This is a genomic window from Promicromonospora sp. NPDC050249 (genome assembly GCF_040656015.1).
GTDB lineage: Bacteria > Actinomycetota > Actinomycetes > Actinomycetales > Cellulomonadaceae > Promicromonospora.
Map to the genome: position 1 here is coordinate 1 of NZ_JBFAKY010000047.1, position 18,101 is coordinate 18,101.

Here is an 18,101-nt window from a genome sequence, read left to right on the forward strand (position 1 = left end):
CCACCGGCTCGTCGCCCGGACCACGCACACCGTCTCGTCGAAGATCTGCAGCGCGAGATCGGTCAATCAACCGACCGATCTCAGAGCAACGGACCGAAGTCGCGATGTGCCGGACGCAAAGGACCGAAGTCGCGCGGCCGGGCCGAGGTCGACACAGCGCTGGACCGATCTCGATGCCAACTGCCGACCTCGGCCCGGTGCGCCGATCTCGACCCGGTGTGCCGGCCTCGACCCGGCCTGCCGGCCTCGAGGCCACGTGGCCGGTTTCGCTGCCGACATTGCCGACCGACTGAGCTCACCGACGGCCGCCGACGGCGCGCGCCACCCACCACCCGGCGACGTAGAGGAGCGCCGCTGCGATGAGCGCGGCGCCGGCGCCCGTCGCGACGTCGGAGAGCACGCCCTCGACCACGTCCCGCACGGCGAGCCCGGAGCCGCCGCCCCACCACTCGAGGGTGCCGGCGACCGCGCCGACGGCGGCGATGCCGGCGACGATACCGAGGAGCCGTAAGGCGCTCCGCCGTCCGGCAGGGCTCGCGGGCCGCAGCCGGGAGCGGCGGCGCCACAGGTACACCGCGATGATCACCAGCCCGCCGATCGTGCTGACGTGCTGCAGCGCCCTGGCCCACGTGAGGTCGCCGGCCAGCGGCGTGCTCAGGTACGGCACGTGCATGACGACGTAGCCGTCGCTGTGCGTGAACGAGTCCCAGACCAGGTGTGTGGCGATGCCGATCAGCAGGGAGAGCAGTACCCAGCCGGCGCGGCGGAGCAGTGCGCTCGTGCCGCCATGGTCACGCTCGGGCGGCCGTGTGCCGGCGGGCGCGGGCAACAGGCTGCCGACGGGGCGGCGGGCCACCAGGAACAGACCCCAGAGCGCCACCGCGTACGGCAGGCTGACGGTCAGGGCGCCGAGCATGGTGTGCGACGTCGTGGCGTTCAGGTACGGCTCGTACCAGGACTGGGCGCTCACCGGGACGGGCGTGCTGCGGGCGAAGTACGGCAGGTCGGGAGCCAGGGCCCCGGCGACCAGCGCCGCGGCGCTGAAGGGACGTCGCAGGAGCGGCAGCACGGCGGCGGGGTGGGAGAGCGTGAACGGCAATGGTCGTCCTTCGGGGCTGGGGCGGGACGTGTGGCGCCTGCCGGACACTACCGCGCCTCGGTCAGACCGTAAGGTTTCACCCGTGCGCGTACTCCTGGTTGAAGACGACGAACCGGTGGCCCAGTCGCTCCGGCGCGGGCTGCTGCGGTACGGCTTCACGGTGGAGTGGGTGTCGACGGGTCGCGAGGCGCTGACGGCGGCCGCCGAGCTCGACGGCGCCGAACCTTACGACGTCGTGCTCCTCGACCTCGGGCTGCCCGACGTCGAGGGCCTCGACGTCTGCAGGGCGCTGCGCGAGCGGAGCGCCGTGCCGATCATCGTGATCAGCGCGCGCAGCGACGAGGCCGACCGGGTGGTCGGCCTCGAGCTCGGTGCGGACGACTACGTCACCAAGCCGTTCGGCATGCGCGAGGTCATCGCCCGGATCAGGGCGGTCATGCGCCGCGCCCAGCCGGCCGGCGCTGGTGCGGGACCCGCGCCGAGCGGCCCGGACCGGTACGGTCCCCGGCTGACCATCGACCGCCGCGCGGGCCGGGTGCACCTGGACGGCAGCCTGGTGGCGCTGACGCCCAAGGAGTACGACCTGCTCGGCTTCCTCACCGAGGAGCCGGGCGCGCTGATGTCGCGCGAGCAGATCATGGAAGCGGTCTGGGACGCACACTGGTTCGGCCCGACGAAGACCCTCGACGTCCACGTGGCCGCGCTGCGGCGCAAGCTGGCCGGAGCGGTCGCGATCGAGGCGGTACGCGGCGTCGGATTCCGCCTGGAGATCCTGGACGCCCCGGCGCTGCCCGCATGATCCGCCGGCTGATCGTCAGCTATGTGCTGCTCGTCGCGGTCGCCCTCGCCGCGTTCACGGTCCCGGTGGCCCTGACGCTCACGAGCCAGCTGCGTGGCGACACCGACGCCTCCGTCCGGCGCGAGGCGACCACCATGGCGCTGCTGCTCGGCGCCGGGGACGACGCCTCCCGGGACGCGCTGGTGCAGATGGCCGGTGCGTACTCCGTCGAGACGGGGAGCACGGTCCAGGCCGTCGTCCTGGGCAGTCGCTCGGACGGCGACACGGTGCACGGCCTGCCCCGCCCGGAGCCGGACGCCGCGGTCGACCGGGCCCTGCGCGAGAACACGTCGACGACGGACTGGGGGTCCGCGACACCCTGGGGAACCGAGCTGGTGATCACCGTCCCGGCCAGAGCGCAGACCGGGGCAGGGACGGGCGACGTCGTCGGCGCCGTCCGGATCATCTTCCCGACCGAGGAGCTCACCGACCGGTTCTGGACCATCTGGGGCTTCCGCGCGATCCTCGCCGTCGGGGTGCTGGTGATCGCCGCGGGCCTCGGCTATCTGGCCGCCCGCTGGCTGACCCGCCCGCTGCGCCAGCTCAACGCGATGGCGAGCCGGTTCAGCGACGGCGACCTCACCGCACGCTCCCCGGTCACCGGGCCGCACGAGACGCAGACCCTTGCCCGCACCCTCAACCAGGGCGCAGAACGCCTCGACACGCTGATCGCCGCGCAGCGGGTCTTCGTCGCCGACGCGTCGCACCAGCTCCGCACGCCGCTCACCGCCCTGCGCCTGTCCCTGGACAACATCGCGGACGGCGTCGACGACCCGTACGTGACGGAGGACGTCGAACAGGCCACCGCCGAGGTGGTGCGGATGAGCCGCCTCGTCAACGGGCTGCTGGTGCTGGCCCGCGCCGAGGCCCAGGCGACCGTCGCGGAGCCGCTGCCGCTGCGCGACATCGTGGAGGAACGCCTGACGGTCTGGCAGCCGGCCGCCGACGAGCGCGGTGTCACGATCGAGCTGGCCGGGCAGCTGCTGGCAGGCCCGCCGGACGACCGCCTCGAGGTGCTGGCCAGCCCGGGCCACCTCGACCAGGTGCTGGACAACGTGCTGTCCAACGCTCTGGAGGTGTCCCCGGACGGCGGCACGATCGCGGTCCGCGCCGAGCCGCACCACGACGAGGTGGTGCTGGAGATCCTCGACCAGGGCCCCGGCATGTCCGACGCCGACAAGGCCCGTGCCTTCGACAGGTTCTGGCGAGGGCACGGGCTCACCGGCCGGTCCGGCTCGGGTCTGGGGCTCGCCATCGTCAAGCAGCTGGTGACCGACGACGGCGGCGCGGTGACGCTCCGGGACGCGCCGGGCCCCGGCGGGCTCGGCGTCCGGATCAGTCTCCGGCCGGCATCGCCGAGGAGTGGTGGTTGACGATCAGCCAGTCGCCGTCGATCTTCTCGTACACGTAGGTGTAGCGGGCCTCGACGTCGCGCACCTCGCCGGTCTCGGGGTCGGTGAGCGTGAAGACGTACGTGCCGGCGTCGACGGCGGTGTTCTTGTCGAGCACCGTGATGATGGTCTTGGTCTTCTCGCCGACCGGGTCGTTCTCCTGGAAGTGCTCGAAGTAGTCGACGATCCCGTCGCGGTCGGTCCGGACCTGCTTGGACACGGTGGGCAGCAGCACACCGTCGGGTGCGTACCGGTCGGCCACGGCCTCGGCGTCGCCGGTGCCCAGCGCGGCGTTCCACTCGTCGAACAGGGCGGCGATCTCCTGCTCCGTTGGCGCCTTGCCGGGCTTCGCGGCGGACTTGCTGTCGTTGGCCCTGTCGTTGGCCCTGTCGTTGGCCGTCGCGATGCCGGTGATGCCGACCGTGATGCCAACAGTGGCAGCGGCGGTGAGGGCGGCGGTGAGCGCGACGAGGTCGGCACGCTCGCGCATCCGGCGGGGTCCGTTCAGGGATGAGGTCATCACAGCTCCAGTGGGCTTGACGTCGTGACCCCTGGTGGTGGGGCCGCTCCCGGGGTTCGATCGGGAGTGGTCCCACCCTCGCCGTGCGCCGGGAAGGGGCCGTGCAGCGCGGATCCAGCGCTCGTACAACGTTCAGGAAAGAACGTTCAGGAAGGACTGCCGGCCAGCTCCGCCACGGCGTCCGCCACCCGGTCCACCTCGTCCTCGGTGTTGTAGTAGTGCGGCGACAGGCGCAGGCACCAGTCGACGTCCTTGTCCCCGAAGTCGAACTGCGCGAACTCCCGGAAGCTGAGCGCCGAGTTGATGCCGCGGCCGTCCATGGCCGCCTTGAACGCCTGCGGCTGCCAGCCCGCGATCTCGAAGGTGACGAGCGCGGCCGGGTTCGGGCCGCGGTCGAGCACACGTACCCCTGGGATCGGCGCGAGCCCGTCACGCAGCCGGGCGGCGAGCGCGGGCGTGCGTCGTGCGATGGCCTCGATGCCGACGTCGCGGGCGTACCGGACGGCCGCTGCGCTGCCCAGCACCGTCGCGTAGGGAAACTCCCACTCCTCGAACCGGGCCGCCGTCGCCGCGGGCTCGTAGGCGTCCGGTGCGGTCCAGCGAGCGCCGTGCATGTCGATGAAGAGCGGTTCGTGGCCCGCGCGCAGCACGCGGTCGGACACGTACAGGAACCCGGAGCCGCGCGGCCCGCGGAGGAACTTGCGGCAGGTGGCGGTCAGCAGGTCGCAGCCGATCTCCTCGACGTCGATGACGAGCTGGCCGACCGACTGGCAGGCGTCGACCAGGTAGAGGAGGTCGAGCTCGCGGCAGAGGCGGCCGATCTCGGCGACGGGGGAGACGAGCCCCGAGTTGGTGGGGACGTGGGTCACGGAGACGAGCCGGGGGCGGTGGGTCCGCATCAGCGCGGCCATCGCGTCGACGTCGACCACGCCCTCCGGGGTGTTGGGCGCGTGCACGATGCGCACGCCGAACCGCTTGCGCAGGGACAGGAAGGCGATCTGGTTGGAGATGAAGTCGTCGCGGGTCGTGAGGATGACGTCGCCGGCCTCGAACGGGATCGAGGACAGCGCCGTGGCGTAGGCGTGGGTGGCGCTGCCCGCGAACGCGATGTTGTCGGATGAGGTGTTGATGAGGGCGGCGGTCTCCGTGTAGAAACCGCGCACCTCGTCGGCGCGGGCGGCAGAGGCCTCGTAGCCGCCGATCTGGGCCTCGAGACTCAGGTGGTCGACCATCACCGCCGTCACGGGCCTCGCCATCAGACCGCAGCCGGCGTTGTTGAAGTGGATGACCCGGTCGGTCCCCGGCGTGTCGGCTCGCAGGGCGGCGACATCCAGCTGAAGTGCTTCTCGCGCTGACCCAGTAGCGCTATTCTCATCGTTCATGAATGACAGTAGCACTTCTGGCGATCTGGCCGACAGCCTCCGTGCGCTGGTCGCCGGGCTGGCCGTGGGTGACCGGCTGCCCAGCAGCCGCGAGCTGACCAGCCAGTACCGGGTCGGGCCCGCGACGGTGGCGCGCGCCATCGCCGCGCTGGCCGCCGAGGGCGCTGTGGTGACCCGTCCGGGCAGCGGGACGTACGTGGCGCGCGGGCTCGTCGGCGGTGACGACGACGGCGGCGACACCGACTGGCAGACCGTCGCCCTCACGGACCGCACGGTCGACACCCACCTCGTCGGCGACCCGCTCGGGCCCGTACCGGCCGGGACCATCCCCCTCGACGGCGGCTACATCCACCGGTCGCTCCAGCCCACCCGAGCGCTGAGCGCCGCACTCGCGCGGGCGGCGCGCCGCCCGGACGCCTGGGACCGCGCCCCGGCCGGCGGCCTGTCGGCGCTGCGCACCGTGCTCGCCCGGATCGTCGGTGGCACCGTCACACCCGACGACGTGCTGGTCACCGCCGGCGGGCAGAGCGCCCTGTCCATAGCGTTCCGGGCCGTCGCCGCACCGGGCAGCCCCGTCCTGGTCGAGTCGCCCACCTACCCCCGCGCGCTCGCGGCGGCCCGCGCCGCGGGGCTGCGGCCGGTCCCCGTGCCGCTCGACGCCGCCGGCCTGCGGCCGGACCTGCTGGCCGACGCGTTCGCGATGACCGGCGCGCGGCTGCTGTACTGCCAGCCGACGTTCCAGAACCCGACGGGCACCGTGCTGGCACCCGAACGGCGCCGTCAGATCCTCGACATCGCCCGCGCATCCGGGGCGTTCGTGCTCGAGGACGACTTCGCGCGGCACCTCGGGCACGGCGGCGCCGTGCCCCGGCCGCTGGTCGCCGACGACCGCGACGGCACCGTCGTGCACGTCACCTCGCTCACCAAACCCGGCGCACCCAGCCTGCGGATCGGCGCGCTCGTGGCCCGCGGGCCGGTCATGGAGCGCATGCGAGCCGTCCGCCTGGTCGACGACTTCTTCGTCACCCGCCCGCTCCAGGAGGCCGCGCTGGAGATCCTGAGCTCCCCGTCCTGGGACCGGCACGTCCGCGCGCTCGGCGCGGCGCTGCGGGCGCGGTGCGCGGTACTGGCCGACGCCGTCCTGCTCGAGGTTCCCGGCGCGACCCTGACCGGGCTGCCCACCGGCGGGCTGCACCTCTGGGTCCGCCTGCCGTCCGGCGTGGACGACGGCGCCCTCGCCCGCGCTGCACGGCAGCACGGCGTCGCGGTGAGCGCCGGCCGCCGCTACTTCGCCGCCGAACCGACGGCGGCCCACCTGCGGATCGGGTTCGCCGCCGCGGCCGACCACGCCGAGCTGACGGAGGGGGCACGTCGGCTCGGGACGGCGCTCGGCGACTGAGGTGTACACGTTCCCCGAGCACGGCAGGTCACCCGTGGCACGAGGGACCCGGTCAGCGTCGGGTGTAGATGACACCGACCTTGTCGAGCTCGTTACCCGCCCGACCGTGGAAGCCGGCGATCTGCCAGCCGGACGGCGCGGTGTACGTGGTGCAGTCGCCGGTCGAGGTGCCGCCCGCCAAGGTCCGGCCGGTGCTCGTCGTGAAGCGGGCGTAGGCGATCCGGGTGTGGTCCTCGTGCTTCACCTGGCACAGGTGGAGGCTCACCGGGTACTCGCCGGAGGCGAGGGTCAGCGTCCCGAGGGTGCCCCCGCCGCCCCCGTGCTCGACGCGGGCGCCACCGGCGAGCGTCAGGCCGATCTGGTCCACCCGGGAACCGCCACGCACGCGCAGCTCGGTGGGCCGCGCGCCGGCGGTGAGGTCGTCGACGTCGGTGAAGAAGGTGCCGTGCGGGCCCCCGAACTGGTCGCTCAGCCGGAAGTCGGGGCTGAGGGACCAGTTGAGGTCGACCGCGATGGGGTAGTGGTCCGACAGGTTCTTGCCCGCGCCGTCGCGGAAGGCGGCGTGGTCGTTGCGGTACTCGACCGCGCCGAGGCGTACATGGCGCCCGCCGCGGTAGAGGACCTTGTCGACCACCTCGCACGTCTCGTCCACCGTCGCGTCGACGCAGACGAGCGCAGGTGCACCCTTGTCGGGAGCGTCGCCGCCGCGGACGAGGTCGACCCACGGGTCGGACAGGCGGTTCGCGGACGCGAGCTCGGCGATCGTGTCGTCGGCACGGGTGTAGCGGGTGTTGGTGTCGCCGTAGACGATCACCGCGTTCCCCGCCGAGCGGGTCCGGATGAACGTCGTGAGCTGCGCGAGGTTCGCGCGCCGCGCGGCCAGGTCGCCGGGCTCGACGCCGGCGTCGGTGTGCAGGTTGTACAGGTCCACCCACACGCCCTCGGCGAGGCGGGCCCGCATGAACGTGAAGCCCTTCGGGGTCAGGCAGTCACCGGAGCCCGACGAGCAGTCGGCCCAGGTGACGCGCTCGAAGTCCTCGAAGGGGAGGTTTGAGAGCGTGTTGAGGCCGCTGCCGAACGGGACGCCGCCGCTCGTCGGCGTCCGGTGCGGATGGCGGTCCACCGCGTAGAGCGCGGCGTGATAGTTGAAGTCCTCCTGGACCTGGACAACGTCGTAGGGGGCCAGGCGCGAGCCGATGATCGGGGTGTTGGTCTCCGGGTCGCCGTCGCCGATCCCGAGGGGTAGCCCGGCGATGTTGTAGCTGAGGACGGAGAAGGATCCGCTCGTGACGGCTGACGGCGATGCCGGTCCGGATGCCGACGCCGACGCCGGGGCGGCGAGGCCGATCGCGGCGACGAGCGGGACGGTCGCAACCAGTGCGGCCGTGGCGAGTGCGGTTCTGGCGAATGCCTTGCGTGTCCGCATACCGTGCTCCAGTCGTCGAGGGCGCCAGGGTGAAACCCGGCAGATTCGTACAGCCTGGGCGATATACATGACTTCGTCACTACTTACGGCTTACGCCACCATTGCCCGCGAGTGACGGACCAGCGGGCTCAGCGGGTCCGCGGGACGTCGAAGGTCCGGTCGGGGTCGTAACGTCGCGTGATCCCGGCGAGGCGGTCCGCGGCGGATCCGAAGTAGGTGCGGCGCCAGTCCGGCAGGCGGGGGTCGAAATCGTTCTGGTACGCCTCCCCGGACGCGTAGGGCCGCATGGCGGAGTGGATCGCGGCCAGCCACTCCTCGGCATCGGCAGCGCCGGTGCCTGCGTCGTCGAGGTGGTCCCAGCCCGCCTCGTACTGCGCGAGAAAACGGTGGTGCCGATGGACGAACGCCGTCTCGTGCGCGGGCCGGCGGTTCACGGCGCCGCCCATCGCGACGGCCGCCACCGAGGCGGCGACGCCGGCGGGGGCGTTCTCCACCGTCGCGATCGCCGCACGGATCGCCTCGGCGGGCATCGAGCGCGCGAAGAAGTCGCTCCGCACGTCGTAGGACGGCCGCTCGGCGGGCTCGGACGTGTCAGCTGCGAACCGCCGGACGGTGTCGAGGTGCGGTTCCGTGCGGACCTCGTGGCGGGTGCGGCCGTCGGGAAGGGCCGCGAGCTGCTCGGCGAGGTCGTCGTGGCCGCCGAGTGCGAAGGCGACGACCGAGACCGAGGGCCCGCCGGCGTCGTGCTGGAGGCGAAGGGCTGCCCACATCTCGTCCGGCAGGTCGGGCGCCCAGTCCTGCCAGGCCGCGAGCGCGTCCGCGGCGCGCGACCACGGCCACGCCAGGTCGGCGGACGAGGACTCGTGGACCGCGTGGGTGCTCAGGCACAGCTCCGTGACGACGCCGAGGCTGCCGTTCCCCGCCCCGCGCAGCGCCCAGAACAGGTCGGGCTCCTGCTCCGCGCTACAGGTCCGGACCGCGCCGTCCGCCGTCACCACGGTCGCCTCGACGAGGTTGTCGCACGAGAGGCCGTACGCGCGCGACAACAGGCCGTGCCCGCCGCCGAGCGTCAGGCCCGAGACGCCGACGGAGGGGCACGTGCCGCCCGAGATCGTGACGCCGTGCTCGGCGAGCGCCGCATAGACCTCGCCGAGGCGAGCCCCGGCGCCGATGTGCGCCACGCCCGGGTGGACGGTGATGTCGTCCATCCGCCGCACGTCGATGACGAGCCGGCCGTTCCCGCTGGACCAGCCCGTGTACGAGTGGCCGCCGCTCCGGACCGCCGGTGGGATGCCGTGGGCCTGGGCGAACCTCAGGCACTCCGCGACGTCGGCGGCCGAGGTCACGAAGACGACGGCAGCCGGCCGGAGGTCGTCGAACCGCCGGTTGAAGAGCAGGCTCGCGTCGGCGTACCCGTCGTCGCCGGGCCGGAGCAGCTCGCCGTCCAGCGCCTGTTCCAGAGCCCGCCACGCCCGGTCTCGTGTCATGCGTACTGATTCTGCCGGGCGAACCGGGGTCGGCCCATCACGTCAGCGCAGGTGAGACGCGCTGTCGTCTCGGCCCGGACCGATCGCCCCGACGGGGTCGCGCTCCGGGGCAGGTGCAACGTGCCCCGCGCCGAACTGCCGCGACAGCACCCCGCGCAGGCGTTCGCGCCCGCTGAGGTGCCCGCTCCGGTCCGGACGGCCCGGCACCGCGGGTACCGGTGCCACGGACAGCAGCGCCCGCTCGTCCTCGCTCGCCGGCTGGTGGATCTCCGCGTAGCCGCCGTTCGGCATCCGGACGATGCGGCCCGTCTCGTGCCCGTGCAGCGCGATCTCGCGGTCCTTGCGCTGCAGCCCGATGCAGATCCGCCGGGTGGCCTCGAACGCCAGCGCCGGGCCGATGAGCAGCGCCACCTGCAGCGTCGTGATGATCGTCTCGAACGGCACGCCGAACTCCGTGGAGACGATGTCGGCGCTCGCCGCGCCCCACAGGATCCCGTAGAACAGTGCGCCGGCGACGCCGACCCCGGTGCGGAACGGGACGTTCCGTGGCCGGTCGAGCACGTGGTGCAGCTCCGTGTCCCGATCGACCCACGCCTCGAGGTACGGGTAGACGATCAGGAGCGCGAAGTAGCCGCCGATCACGACGAGGGGCACCAGGGTCGCGAAGGTGATGGTCCAGCCCATCCACTCGGTCTCCCAGCCGACGGGGACGAGCCGCAGCGCGCCGTCGAGGAAGCCCATGTACCAGTCGGGCTGGCTCCCGGCGCCGACCTCGCCTACGGAAGCGGGCCCGTAGGACCAGACCGGGCTGATCGTCGAGGTGGCGCCGAGCAGCACCAGCACCGCGCTCGTCATCCCGGTCATCCCGGCGGCGCGCAGGGCGGCGTCGGGCCAGAGGCGCAGGCCGAGCGACGCGGTCGGCGTCGGCCGCGGGTGGGCTGCCTGCCCGTGCCGCAGGCTGAGCACCCCGCGCACCGCCATGACCAGCACGAGCAGCCCTGGCGCGATGACCGCGTGCACCGGGTAGAGGTTCTCGATGATCTGGCCAGGGAACGGACCGCCGAACATCCAGCCGGCCACCCAGGTGCCAACGAAGGGGATGCTGAGCACCACACCCTCGACGATGCGCAGGCCGGTGCCGGACAGCATGTCGTCCGGCAGCGCGTACCCGCTCCATCCGGCGGCGAGCACCAGGATGAAGGCCACGACCAGCAGCACCCAGCTCAGCTGCCGCGGGCGGCGGAACCCGCCGGTGAAGAACGTGACCAGGAGCTGCATGATCATCGACGCCGGCATGACGAGCGCCGCCCAGTGGTGCGTCTGGCGGACCAGGAGGCCACCGGTCTGCTCGAAGGAGATGCGCATGGTCGAGGCGAAGGCCTCGGTGACCGTCGCACCCTGCAGCGGCCCGTAGGGCCCGACGTAGGTGACGAGCTCGTTCGAGGGCGTGTACCAGGTCGCCAGCAGCACCCCGGTCACCGCGAGGACGAGCAGGCAGGCGAACGTCACGACGCCGAAGAGGTTCGACCAGCGCAGGTACACCCGGCGTCGGCCCAGGTCGGTGAGGAACGTGCGGACGGCGGCGCCTACGGTGCGCCCGACCGGGTCAGCCGGCATCGTGCACCACGCTCAGCTCGGGCCGGGGGTCGGTGGCCTGGGCGTCGGCGGTCCGCGCGAGGTCGGCCCGTGCGCCGTCGACCCCCGCGAACGGGTCGCCGCCCGCGAGGAAGGCGGCCCGCGGCCGCTGCACGGTGGCGAGCGGGATGATGTCGCGTCCGAAGAACACCGCCGAGACCCACACGAGCAGCACGCGTACCTTGCGCTCCCAGGTGGGGACGGCCAGGACGTGGTAGCCGCGGTGCATCAGCCAGGCCAGGAAACCCTTGATGACCAGGCGGCGGTACTGGAAGATCCCCTGCCCGATGCCGAGGGTGGCCACCACTCCGAGGCTGTGGTGGAGGTACTGCCGCGGCTGCTTGCCACGGAGGTCGGCGACCAGGTTGGCGGCCAGCAGCTTGCCCTGGCGCACCGCGTGCTGCGCGTTGGGCACGGTGCGTGCGCCGGGGACGGGGGAGGCGAGGTCGGGGACCGCCGCGTTGTCGCCCGCGGCCCAGGCGTGGGGCACGGTCGCATCGTCGGTGCTGGGGTCGCTGCTGACGCGGAGGTCGGCCCGGACGCGGACCAGGCCGCGCTCGTCGACCGGCAGGTCGGTGTTCCGCGCGACGACGGGGTTGCTGCCGTTGCCCGCGGCCCAGATCAGGAGGCCGTTGCCGTACGACTCGCCGGTGGACAGCAGGATCCGGCCGTCCGTGGCCGAGACGACCTGGGTGCCCAGGTGGATGCGCGCGCCCCGGCGCTTCAGGTGCTCCACCACCCAGCGGCCGGGCTCGTCGGTGACCTCGGGCAGGATGCGCTTGTTCGCGTCGACGAGGTGGAAGGCGAGGTCGTCGTGGCCGAGCTCCGGGTAGGAGCGCAGCAGGCCCGTGGCCAGGGACAGCAGCTCGCCGAACACCTCGACCCCCGTGAACCCGCCGCCCACGACGGTCACCGTCAGGAGCCGTCGGCGCTCGTTGCCCGGCGGGAGCAGGGCCGCGCGGTCGAAGGCGGTGAGGAGCTGGTCGCGGATCGCGACGGCCTCCTCGACGTGCTTGAGGCCGATCGCCTCGTCCGCGATCCCGGGGACCGGGAACGTGCGGGTCACGGCGCCGGCGGTCACGACGATCGTGTCGTACCCGATCTCGCGCAGCGCCCCGTCGTTGGTCCGGACGGTCGCCGTGCGGTGCGCGTGGTCGATGGACGTCGTGTGGCCGGCGATGATCGTGGTGCGGCGCAGGTGCCTGCGCAGCGACACCATGACGTGCCGTGCCTCGATGGAACCGGCCGTGACCTCGGGCAGGAACGGCTGGTAGGTCATGTAACCGTGCGGGTCGACGAGGGTGACCTCGGCCTCGCCCCGGCGGAGCTTCTTCTCCAGTCCCCACGCGGTGTAGAAGCCGGCGTAGCCACCGCCGACGATCAGGATCTTCTCCGGTGTCTTTCCCGAGATGTTTCCCATCACAACCTCCTCCTGGTGGTCTTACCTGATCGACAACGCAGCGTGATCGGATGTGACGTGGTGGTGGTCACACCGGCTTCCGGCCGCTACGGCTACCGCTTGGTCGCCTGAACCGCGGCGAAGATCGTCTCCGCCACCGCCACCGGGTGCGAGACGGTCAGGGCGTGCGAGGCCCCGGCGATCTCCGTGACGGAGCGGGCGCTCGCCCGCTCCGCCATGAACCGGATCAGCTCCGCCGGGATGTTGCGGTCGGCGTCGCCGAACACGAACCAGGACGGGATGGTCCGCCACGCCGGGGTGGACGTGGGCAGGTCCTCGGTGAGGGCGGCCTCGGTCACGGGCCGCTGGGTGGCGGCCATGAGCGCGGCGAGGTCCTCGTCGACGTCGGCGGCGAACTGCTCGCCGTACACCTCCGGCCGGATGACGAGCTCGTTGCCGCCGGTCGAGACCGGGTAGGCGGCGATGGCCCCGCCGAGGGTGCTGCCGGGGAACTTGGCCGACAGCGTGAACGCGTTCTCCCCGGTGTCGGGCGTGAACGCCGCGACGTAGACGAGGCCCACCACCTTGTCGCTGCCCGCAGCGGCCTCCGTGATCACCATGCCGCCGTACGAGTGACCGACCAGGACGACAGGCCCCTCGACCGACGCGATGACGTCGCGGACGTACCGGGCGTCGCCGGTGAGCGAGCGCAGCGGGTTGGCCACGGCGACGACCCGCAGCGTCTGCTGCTGCAGGTGTCCGACGACGGCGTTCCAGCTCGACGACTCGGCGAACGCCCCGTGGACGAGGACGACGGTGGGTGTGGTCATGACAGTTCTCCCTTGTTGTGTGCCGCGCTGGTGCGCGCTGACTTGCCTCACACGTACGACCGGCCGGGGGCGCCGGCTGTGACGGTTCGCCGATCCACGTGCTGAGGCACGGAGCAGGACGAAAGCCGGAGACGGGGGCAACGCTTGTGCTGGGTGGAGCGTCATCTGGAGCAGGACGCGGCATTGCGACCCGCGAACCCGCACCACGTGCCGCAGCACGCGCCGCCGGGCGCCTTCGATCCCGGTGACAGCACACCCCGGTACCAGCCGGGCCCCCAGAAGAGGACTCACGATGAAGAAGGTCCTACCGGCGGCAGCGTTCTTGGCCGCCACCCTGCTGCTCACAGGAGCCGCACCCACAGGAGCAGCACCGACGGCGGCGGCGATACCCGTACGCCAGGAGGCGGCCGCCGACAGCCTGGTGATCTACCCCGTGTACGGCGAGCCCGCCGTGTACTCGGACAGCGGCCGCCGCGGCGGGATCGGCATACGCGGCAGCTTCGCGGTCACGGCGCCACCCGAGGGAACCGTGGCCTACCAGTACGCGGTGGTGCCAGGGCTCGAGCGCCCGACCGAGTTTCCGGCGGAGTTCGAGACGATCGACGCCGCGCCGTACACGCTGATCCCCGTCGTCCCGGAGGTCCCGGGCTGGCAGCAGATGCTCGTACGCCCGGTGGCCGCCGACGGCACTCCCGGAAGCTTCGTCCGTCAGGTGTACGAGGTCGCCCGGCCGGGCCAGTCGCCGTCCAGGCCCGCGCCGGCCGCTGAGGTGGACCTGCTGCCGATCGACCTGAGGGAGCCGGACGACGCGACGGCAAAGCTCCGGGTCCGCATGAGCGGCGAGCTGTTCTCGGACGACGAGCCCAGCGCGGCCCCCAGGGGAGAGGTGGCGGTGCGCCGGGGCGGTGTCGAGCTCGGCCGGTCCGACGTGCTGGCCTGGTCGGTCGCGGTGGAGGTGCCCGAGGACTCGCTCGGCACGGGCAGCACGGCGGTCGAGCTGGACTACTACCCCTATCCCGGTGCCGGCCCGATCACGGTGACAGGAACGGTCTGCCTGCACGAGTGCCAGTTCGAAAAGGCCTGGTCCCGGATCTACGGCGGGCCGATCCTCGAGGCGCGGGTGGCCGCGTGGCCGAGGCACACCAGCCTCACGGACATCCAGTGGTTCCGCGACGGCCGGCGGATCTCCGGTGAGGCCGGGAAGTACCTCGTGACGGGCCCGCCAGACGTGGGCCACGAGTTCACGGTGCGGACGACGGTGGGTCACCCGCGCATGGTGCCCGTGACGATCGACTCGCCCGCTTTCGTCCCGACGCGTGTGCCTGACGTCGGCGTCCGCTACTTCGTCAAGGAGACCAACGTGTCCTGGAGCGACGGCGACGGGGAGAGGTGGCAGGTCGAGAACGGGGAGGTCTCTGGTATCACCGACCCGCCCCGCCGCAACGAGTCCGTGACGATCATGCCCGACGGCGACTACTTCATCTTGGACGGGTACTCCGCGCACGTCCCGGGTGAGGGCTGGATCGAGAACGAGTGGAACGAGGAGCTCGAGGGCTATCACGGCGCCATGTCGGCGGGCACCTTCCAGAGGAACCTCGATCTCGACGCCTACCGGGTGTCGATGATCCCGAGGATCAGCAAGTGGTACGACGTCTACTACCGGTCGTACGTGGCGCCGTTCGGCTGGATGGGCTGGTCCACGAGCGACCTGCCGTCGGGCACCGTCGGCTACGGGTTCGACGTCAGCGCCATCCAGATGGTCGTCCGGGAGAATGGCGAGGCCGGCCCGAAGCCGTCGTTCGGGATGCGTCCCGCCTACCTGGACCAGGCGGACCAGAACCAGATCTGGTCCAACGCCTACTCGCGCGACGCCGGATGGAGCGGCGGGAAGCCGGGCGGCTACACGGCGGGCAGCACCTCCGGGGCGCTCGAGGGGGTGCGGTTCAGCGTCACGCCGACGGAGGGTCAGGGCGGCGTCAGCTACCGCGCCCTGGTCCACGGGAGGGGCTGGACCGACTGGACCGACACCGGCACGGCCGGTGCCCCGAACGCGGCCCTGGTCGAGGCGTACCAGCTGCGGCTGACCGGTGAGATCGCCGAGCGGTACGACGTGTACGCACGCAGCTACGTGGGTGGCTGGGGCTGGCTGGGCTGGGCCAAGAACGGCACGGCGTCGGGCAGCAGCGGCTACGACCGCGCACTGCGGGCGACCCAGGTGATCCTCGTGCCCAAGGGCCAGCCCTGGCCGGCCGGTTCGGGGCTGCCGCGGAGCTACGTGCGCTGAGCGGCTGTGACGCCCGCCGGGTCGAACGGGATCCCGGCGGGCTTCATCCGCTCCAGCCAGTACGTGAAGTCGCCGTCGTCGATCTTGATGGTCGCCCCGCCGAAGTCCGCGGTCATGAGGCGGTCCCGCAGCGACGTGCTGGGCCAGCCGTCCCAGCCCACGAGCGGCGGGTAGCGCCAGCTGCCGTAGTGGTTCTCGGGCGGGTCGTCGTTACCGTTGGCGAGCCGGAACAGGTGGGTGCTCGGGCCGTCCTTGTGGAACACGATCTTGGGGTGCGACCCCTCGAACCGGACCTGGGAGCGCGGATAGGTGGCCGACCCGCTGTGCTCGGTGATCGAGACGTGCTCGACCTGGTTCGACGCCTGGTTCACCCACACCACGACGTGCTCCCAGTCGTGCTTGTGGCTCCCGACGGCGATCGGGCCGTCCATCGTCTGGTCCTTCTCGAAATAGCTCGCGTACATCACGGCGCACCAGCCGTTGTTGCACTTCTCGCGCGAGTAGGTCTGCGAGTTGTCCAGGTCCGACCGGTCGCGGCAGTTCCCGTTGACCGCCCCGCCGATGTTCAGGCCGGGCGCGATGGTGCCGTCGGGGCCGATGGCGGGCGTCGCGTAGCAGCCGTCGCCGTCGTAGTCGTAGGCGGGGGAGAAGCTCTGCTCGAGACCCGTGGCGTTCTGCGGGAGGTTGGGCGGTGGGTCCGCATGGGCGACGGCCGCGGGGGCGGTCAGGGCGAGCGCGGTGATCGCGAGCGTGGCGGCGAGACGCGCTGGGAGAGGGCGGTTCATGACTGGCCTTTCGTCGGTCCTGAGAGGGGGTGACGACGCCGGGTGAAAATCGCGCCAGGTGGATGCTATGGGCGGGTCAAGAAGTGGGCAATGAGGGTGATCACGTAGGTGCTGGAGCGCCTGCCGCATTACCTTGAGGCATGACCAGCGCGACTCCGCCCGCCCCGGGCGGGCCTGACCCAGCCGGCTCCGATCCTGCCGGGCTCGATCCGGCCGGACTCGACCAGGGCCTCGGCGCCACCCTGACCCCCGGTTTCCGCGGACGGGCGCGTCCCGAAGGCGTGACCCTGCCTCCCGGCCAGTACGCGGAGGAGGGGTTCCCCGTGCTCTCTGCTGGCCCCACCCCCAACGTGAGCACGGCGACCTGGAGCTTCACGGTCACCAACGAGGCAGGCGCCACGAAGTCCTGGACCTGGGCCGAGCTGATGGCCCTGCCCCAGGACACACCGACGGTGGACATCCACTGCGTCACGCGCTGGTCCAAGTTCGGCACCCGCTGGCGCGGGGTCTCCCTCGACGTGCTGCTCGCCGAGGTGGAGTCCACCGCGGACTTCGCGATGGTGGGCTCGTACGGCGGCTACACCACCAACCTTCCGGTGGCAGACCTGCTGGGCGGCAAGGCGTGGATCGCGCACACCTTCGACGGCAAGCCGCTGCACCCCGAGCACGGTGGCCCCGCCCGGCTGCTGGTGCCGCACCTGTACTTCTGGAAGTCGGCCAAGTGGGTGCGCTCGCTCCACCTCATGCCGATGGACCGGCCTGGCTTCTGGGAGAAGCTCGGCTACCACGACCTCGGCGACCCGTGGCGCGAGCAGAGGTACCAGGGTGACTGAGGCTCGATCGGCTGGTTCGCGGCTCGGCGACAGGTACGCCGTCCCCTCGGGGTGGCAGGTCGCGACCCTTGTCGAACGCCGGGCCGAGAGCCCGACCGCGGTGACGCTCGTGCTCGACGTCCCCGACTGGCCGGGGCACCTGGCTGGTCAGCACCTCGACCTGCGCCTCACCGCACCCGACGGGTACACGGCGGAACGGTCGTACTCCCTCGCGAGCGGGCCGACGGCGCTCGGTAGCGGCCGGGTGGAGGTCACCGTCCAGCGGGTCCGGGACGGCGAGGTCTCCCCGTACCTCGTCGACCAGTTCCCGCCCGGTTCGGCGATCGAGGTGCGTGGCCCCATCGGTGGCTGGTTCGTCTGGGACCCCGTGTCCGACGCCGGCACGCCCGTCCTGCTCCTCGCCGGCGGGTCGGGGCTGGTGCCGGTGATGGCCATGGCCCGGGCACGTCGTGAGGCCGGTGACCGGACGCCGTTCCGCCTGATCTACTCGGTGCGCACGTCCGAGGACCAGCTGTACACGAAGGAGCTGGAGCAGCTCGTCGCCCGTGGCGACGGCTTCGAGGCCACCACCATCTTCACCAGGGCCGTCTCGCTCACCGCGCTCCGCGGTCCCCGCCGCCTCACCGACTCCGAGCTGGCGTCGTGGGGCTGGCCGGCCGAGCTGGAACCGCGCGTGTACGTCTGCGGCCCGACGGGGTTCGTCGAGGCGGTCTCGCGCATGGTCGTAACCCAGGGGCACGACCCGGCCCGCGTCCGGACCGAGCGGTTCGGCCCGGCGGCGGACTGAACGGCA

At 72.2% G+C, this 18,101-nt stretch carries 15 protein-coding genes; 6 read left to right on the forward strand and 9 right to left on the reverse strand.

Features of this window, described 5'->3' with window-relative positions:
* Nucleotides 1-295: 295 nt before the first annotated feature.
* Nucleotides 296-1,099, reverse strand: a complete 804-nt coding sequence (locus AB0I32_RS24975) for a DUF4184 family protein (RefSeq protein WP_357511000.1) — start codon at nt 1,097-1,099, stop codon at nt 296-298.
* A gap of 82 nt (nt 1,100-1,181) precedes the next feature.
* Here AB0I32_RS24975 and AB0I32_RS24980 point away from each other — a divergent pair, with 82 nt between their 5' ends.
* Nucleotides 1,182-1,898, forward strand: coding sequence for a response regulator transcription factor (locus AB0I32_RS24980; protein WP_357511002.1), 717 nt, complete (start codon nt 1,182-1,184; stop codon nt 1,896-1,898).
* Nucleotides 1,895-3,310 carry a HAMP domain-containing sensor histidine kinase gene (locus tag AB0I32_RS24985; RefSeq protein WP_357511003.1) on the forward strand — a complete coding sequence of 472 codons (1,416 nt, stop codon included), beginning with the start codon at nt 1,895-1,897 and terminating at the stop codon, nt 3,308-3,310. Before AB0I32_RS24980 ends, AB0I32_RS24985 begins: the two co-directional genes overlap by 4 nt.
* On the opposite strand, the gene AB0I32_RS24990 is transcribed toward AB0I32_RS24985, so the two are convergent.
* On the reverse strand, nt 3,273-3,848 hold the full coding sequence (locus AB0I32_RS24990) for an SgcJ/EcaC family oxidoreductase (protein WP_357511005.1): 576 nt from the start codon (nt 3,846-3,848) through the stop codon (nt 3,273-3,275). The two genes, AB0I32_RS24985 and AB0I32_RS24990, sit on opposite strands and share 38 nt — an antisense overlap.
* A 146-nt stretch (nt 3,849-3,994) precedes the next feature.
* A complete protein-coding gene (locus AB0I32_RS24995) occupies nt 3,995-5,230 on the reverse strand; it encodes an aminotransferase class V-fold PLP-dependent enzyme (RefSeq protein WP_357511007.1) in 1,236 nt (411 codons plus the stop codon).
* Between AB0I32_RS24995 and AB0I32_RS25000 the strand changes: the two genes are divergently transcribed.
* Entirely contained in the window at nt 5,229-6,629 is a 1,401-nt protein-coding gene (locus tag AB0I32_RS25000; RefSeq protein WP_357511009.1) for a PLP-dependent aminotransferase family protein, read from the forward strand. The genes AB0I32_RS24995 and AB0I32_RS25000 overlap by 2 nt on opposite strands.
* Nucleotides 6,630-6,681: 52 nt before the next feature.
* Here the strand turns inward: AB0I32_RS25000 and AB0I32_RS25005 are convergent, their stop codons facing one another.
* The 5 genes from AB0I32_RS25005 to AB0I32_RS25025 form a co-directional block, all read right to left on the reverse strand.
* A complete protein-coding gene (locus tag AB0I32_RS25005) occupies nt 6,682-8,055 on the reverse strand; it encodes a jacalin-like lectin (RefSeq protein ID WP_357511011.1) in 1,374 nt (457 codons plus the stop codon).
* A gap of 128 nt (nt 8,056-8,183) precedes the next feature.
* Nucleotides 8,184-9,542: an FAD-binding oxidoreductase gene (locus AB0I32_RS25010; RefSeq protein ID WP_357511013.1), complete on the reverse strand. Its 1,359-nt coding sequence runs from the start codon at nt 9,540-9,542 to the stop codon at nt 8,184-8,186.
* A gap of 42 nt (nt 9,543-9,584) precedes the next feature.
* The gene (locus AB0I32_RS25015; RefSeq protein WP_357511015.1) at nt 9,585-11,159 is read right to left on the reverse strand and encodes a cytochrome b N-terminal domain-containing protein; all 1,575 of its coding nucleotides are present in this window, start codon (nt 11,157-11,159) and stop codon (nt 9,585-9,587) included.
* On the reverse strand, nt 11,149-12,597 hold the full coding sequence (locus AB0I32_RS25020) for an FAD-dependent oxidoreductase (RefSeq protein ID WP_357511017.1): 1,449 nt from the start codon (nt 12,595-12,597) through the stop codon (nt 11,149-11,151). Before AB0I32_RS25020 ends, AB0I32_RS25015 begins: the two co-directional genes overlap by 11 nt.
* Before the next feature lie 92 nt (nt 12,598-12,689).
* Entirely contained in the window at nt 12,690-13,406 is a 717-nt protein-coding gene (locus AB0I32_RS25025; RefSeq protein ID WP_357511019.1) for an alpha/beta hydrolase, read from the reverse strand.
* A 292-nt stretch (nt 13,407-13,698) separates the two neighbouring features.
* Here AB0I32_RS25025 and AB0I32_RS25030 point away from each other — a divergent pair, with 292 nt between their 5' ends.
* The gene (locus AB0I32_RS25030) at nt 13,699-15,690 is read left to right on the forward strand and encodes a hypothetical protein (protein ID WP_357511021.1); all 1,992 of its coding nucleotides are present in this window, start codon (nt 13,699-13,701) and stop codon (nt 15,688-15,690) included.
* Here the strand turns inward: AB0I32_RS25030 and AB0I32_RS25035 are convergent.
* The gene (locus tag AB0I32_RS25035) at nt 15,678-16,475 is read right to left on the reverse strand and encodes an NPP1 family protein (protein ID WP_357511023.1); all 798 of its coding nucleotides are present in this window, start codon (nt 16,473-16,475) and stop codon (nt 15,678-15,680) included. The two genes, AB0I32_RS25030 and AB0I32_RS25035, sit on opposite strands and share 13 nt — an antisense overlap.
* A gap of 140 nt (nt 16,476-16,615) precedes the next feature.
* On the opposite strand from AB0I32_RS25035, the gene AB0I32_RS25040 reads away from it, so the two are divergent.
* Nucleotides 16,616-17,308, forward strand: a complete 693-nt coding sequence (locus tag AB0I32_RS25040; protein WP_357511025.1) for a sulfite oxidase-like oxidoreductase — start codon at nt 16,616-16,618, stop codon at nt 17,306-17,308.
* Nucleotides 17,301-18,095 (forward strand): ferredoxin reductase, encoded by a 795-nt coding sequence (locus AB0I32_RS25045; RefSeq protein WP_357511027.1) that lies wholly within the window; start codon nt 17,301-17,303, stop codon nt 18,093-18,095. The genes AB0I32_RS25040 and AB0I32_RS25045 overlap by 8 nt, the downstream gene beginning before the upstream one ends.
* The last annotated feature ends 6 nt before the right edge of the window (nt 18,096-18,101 follow it).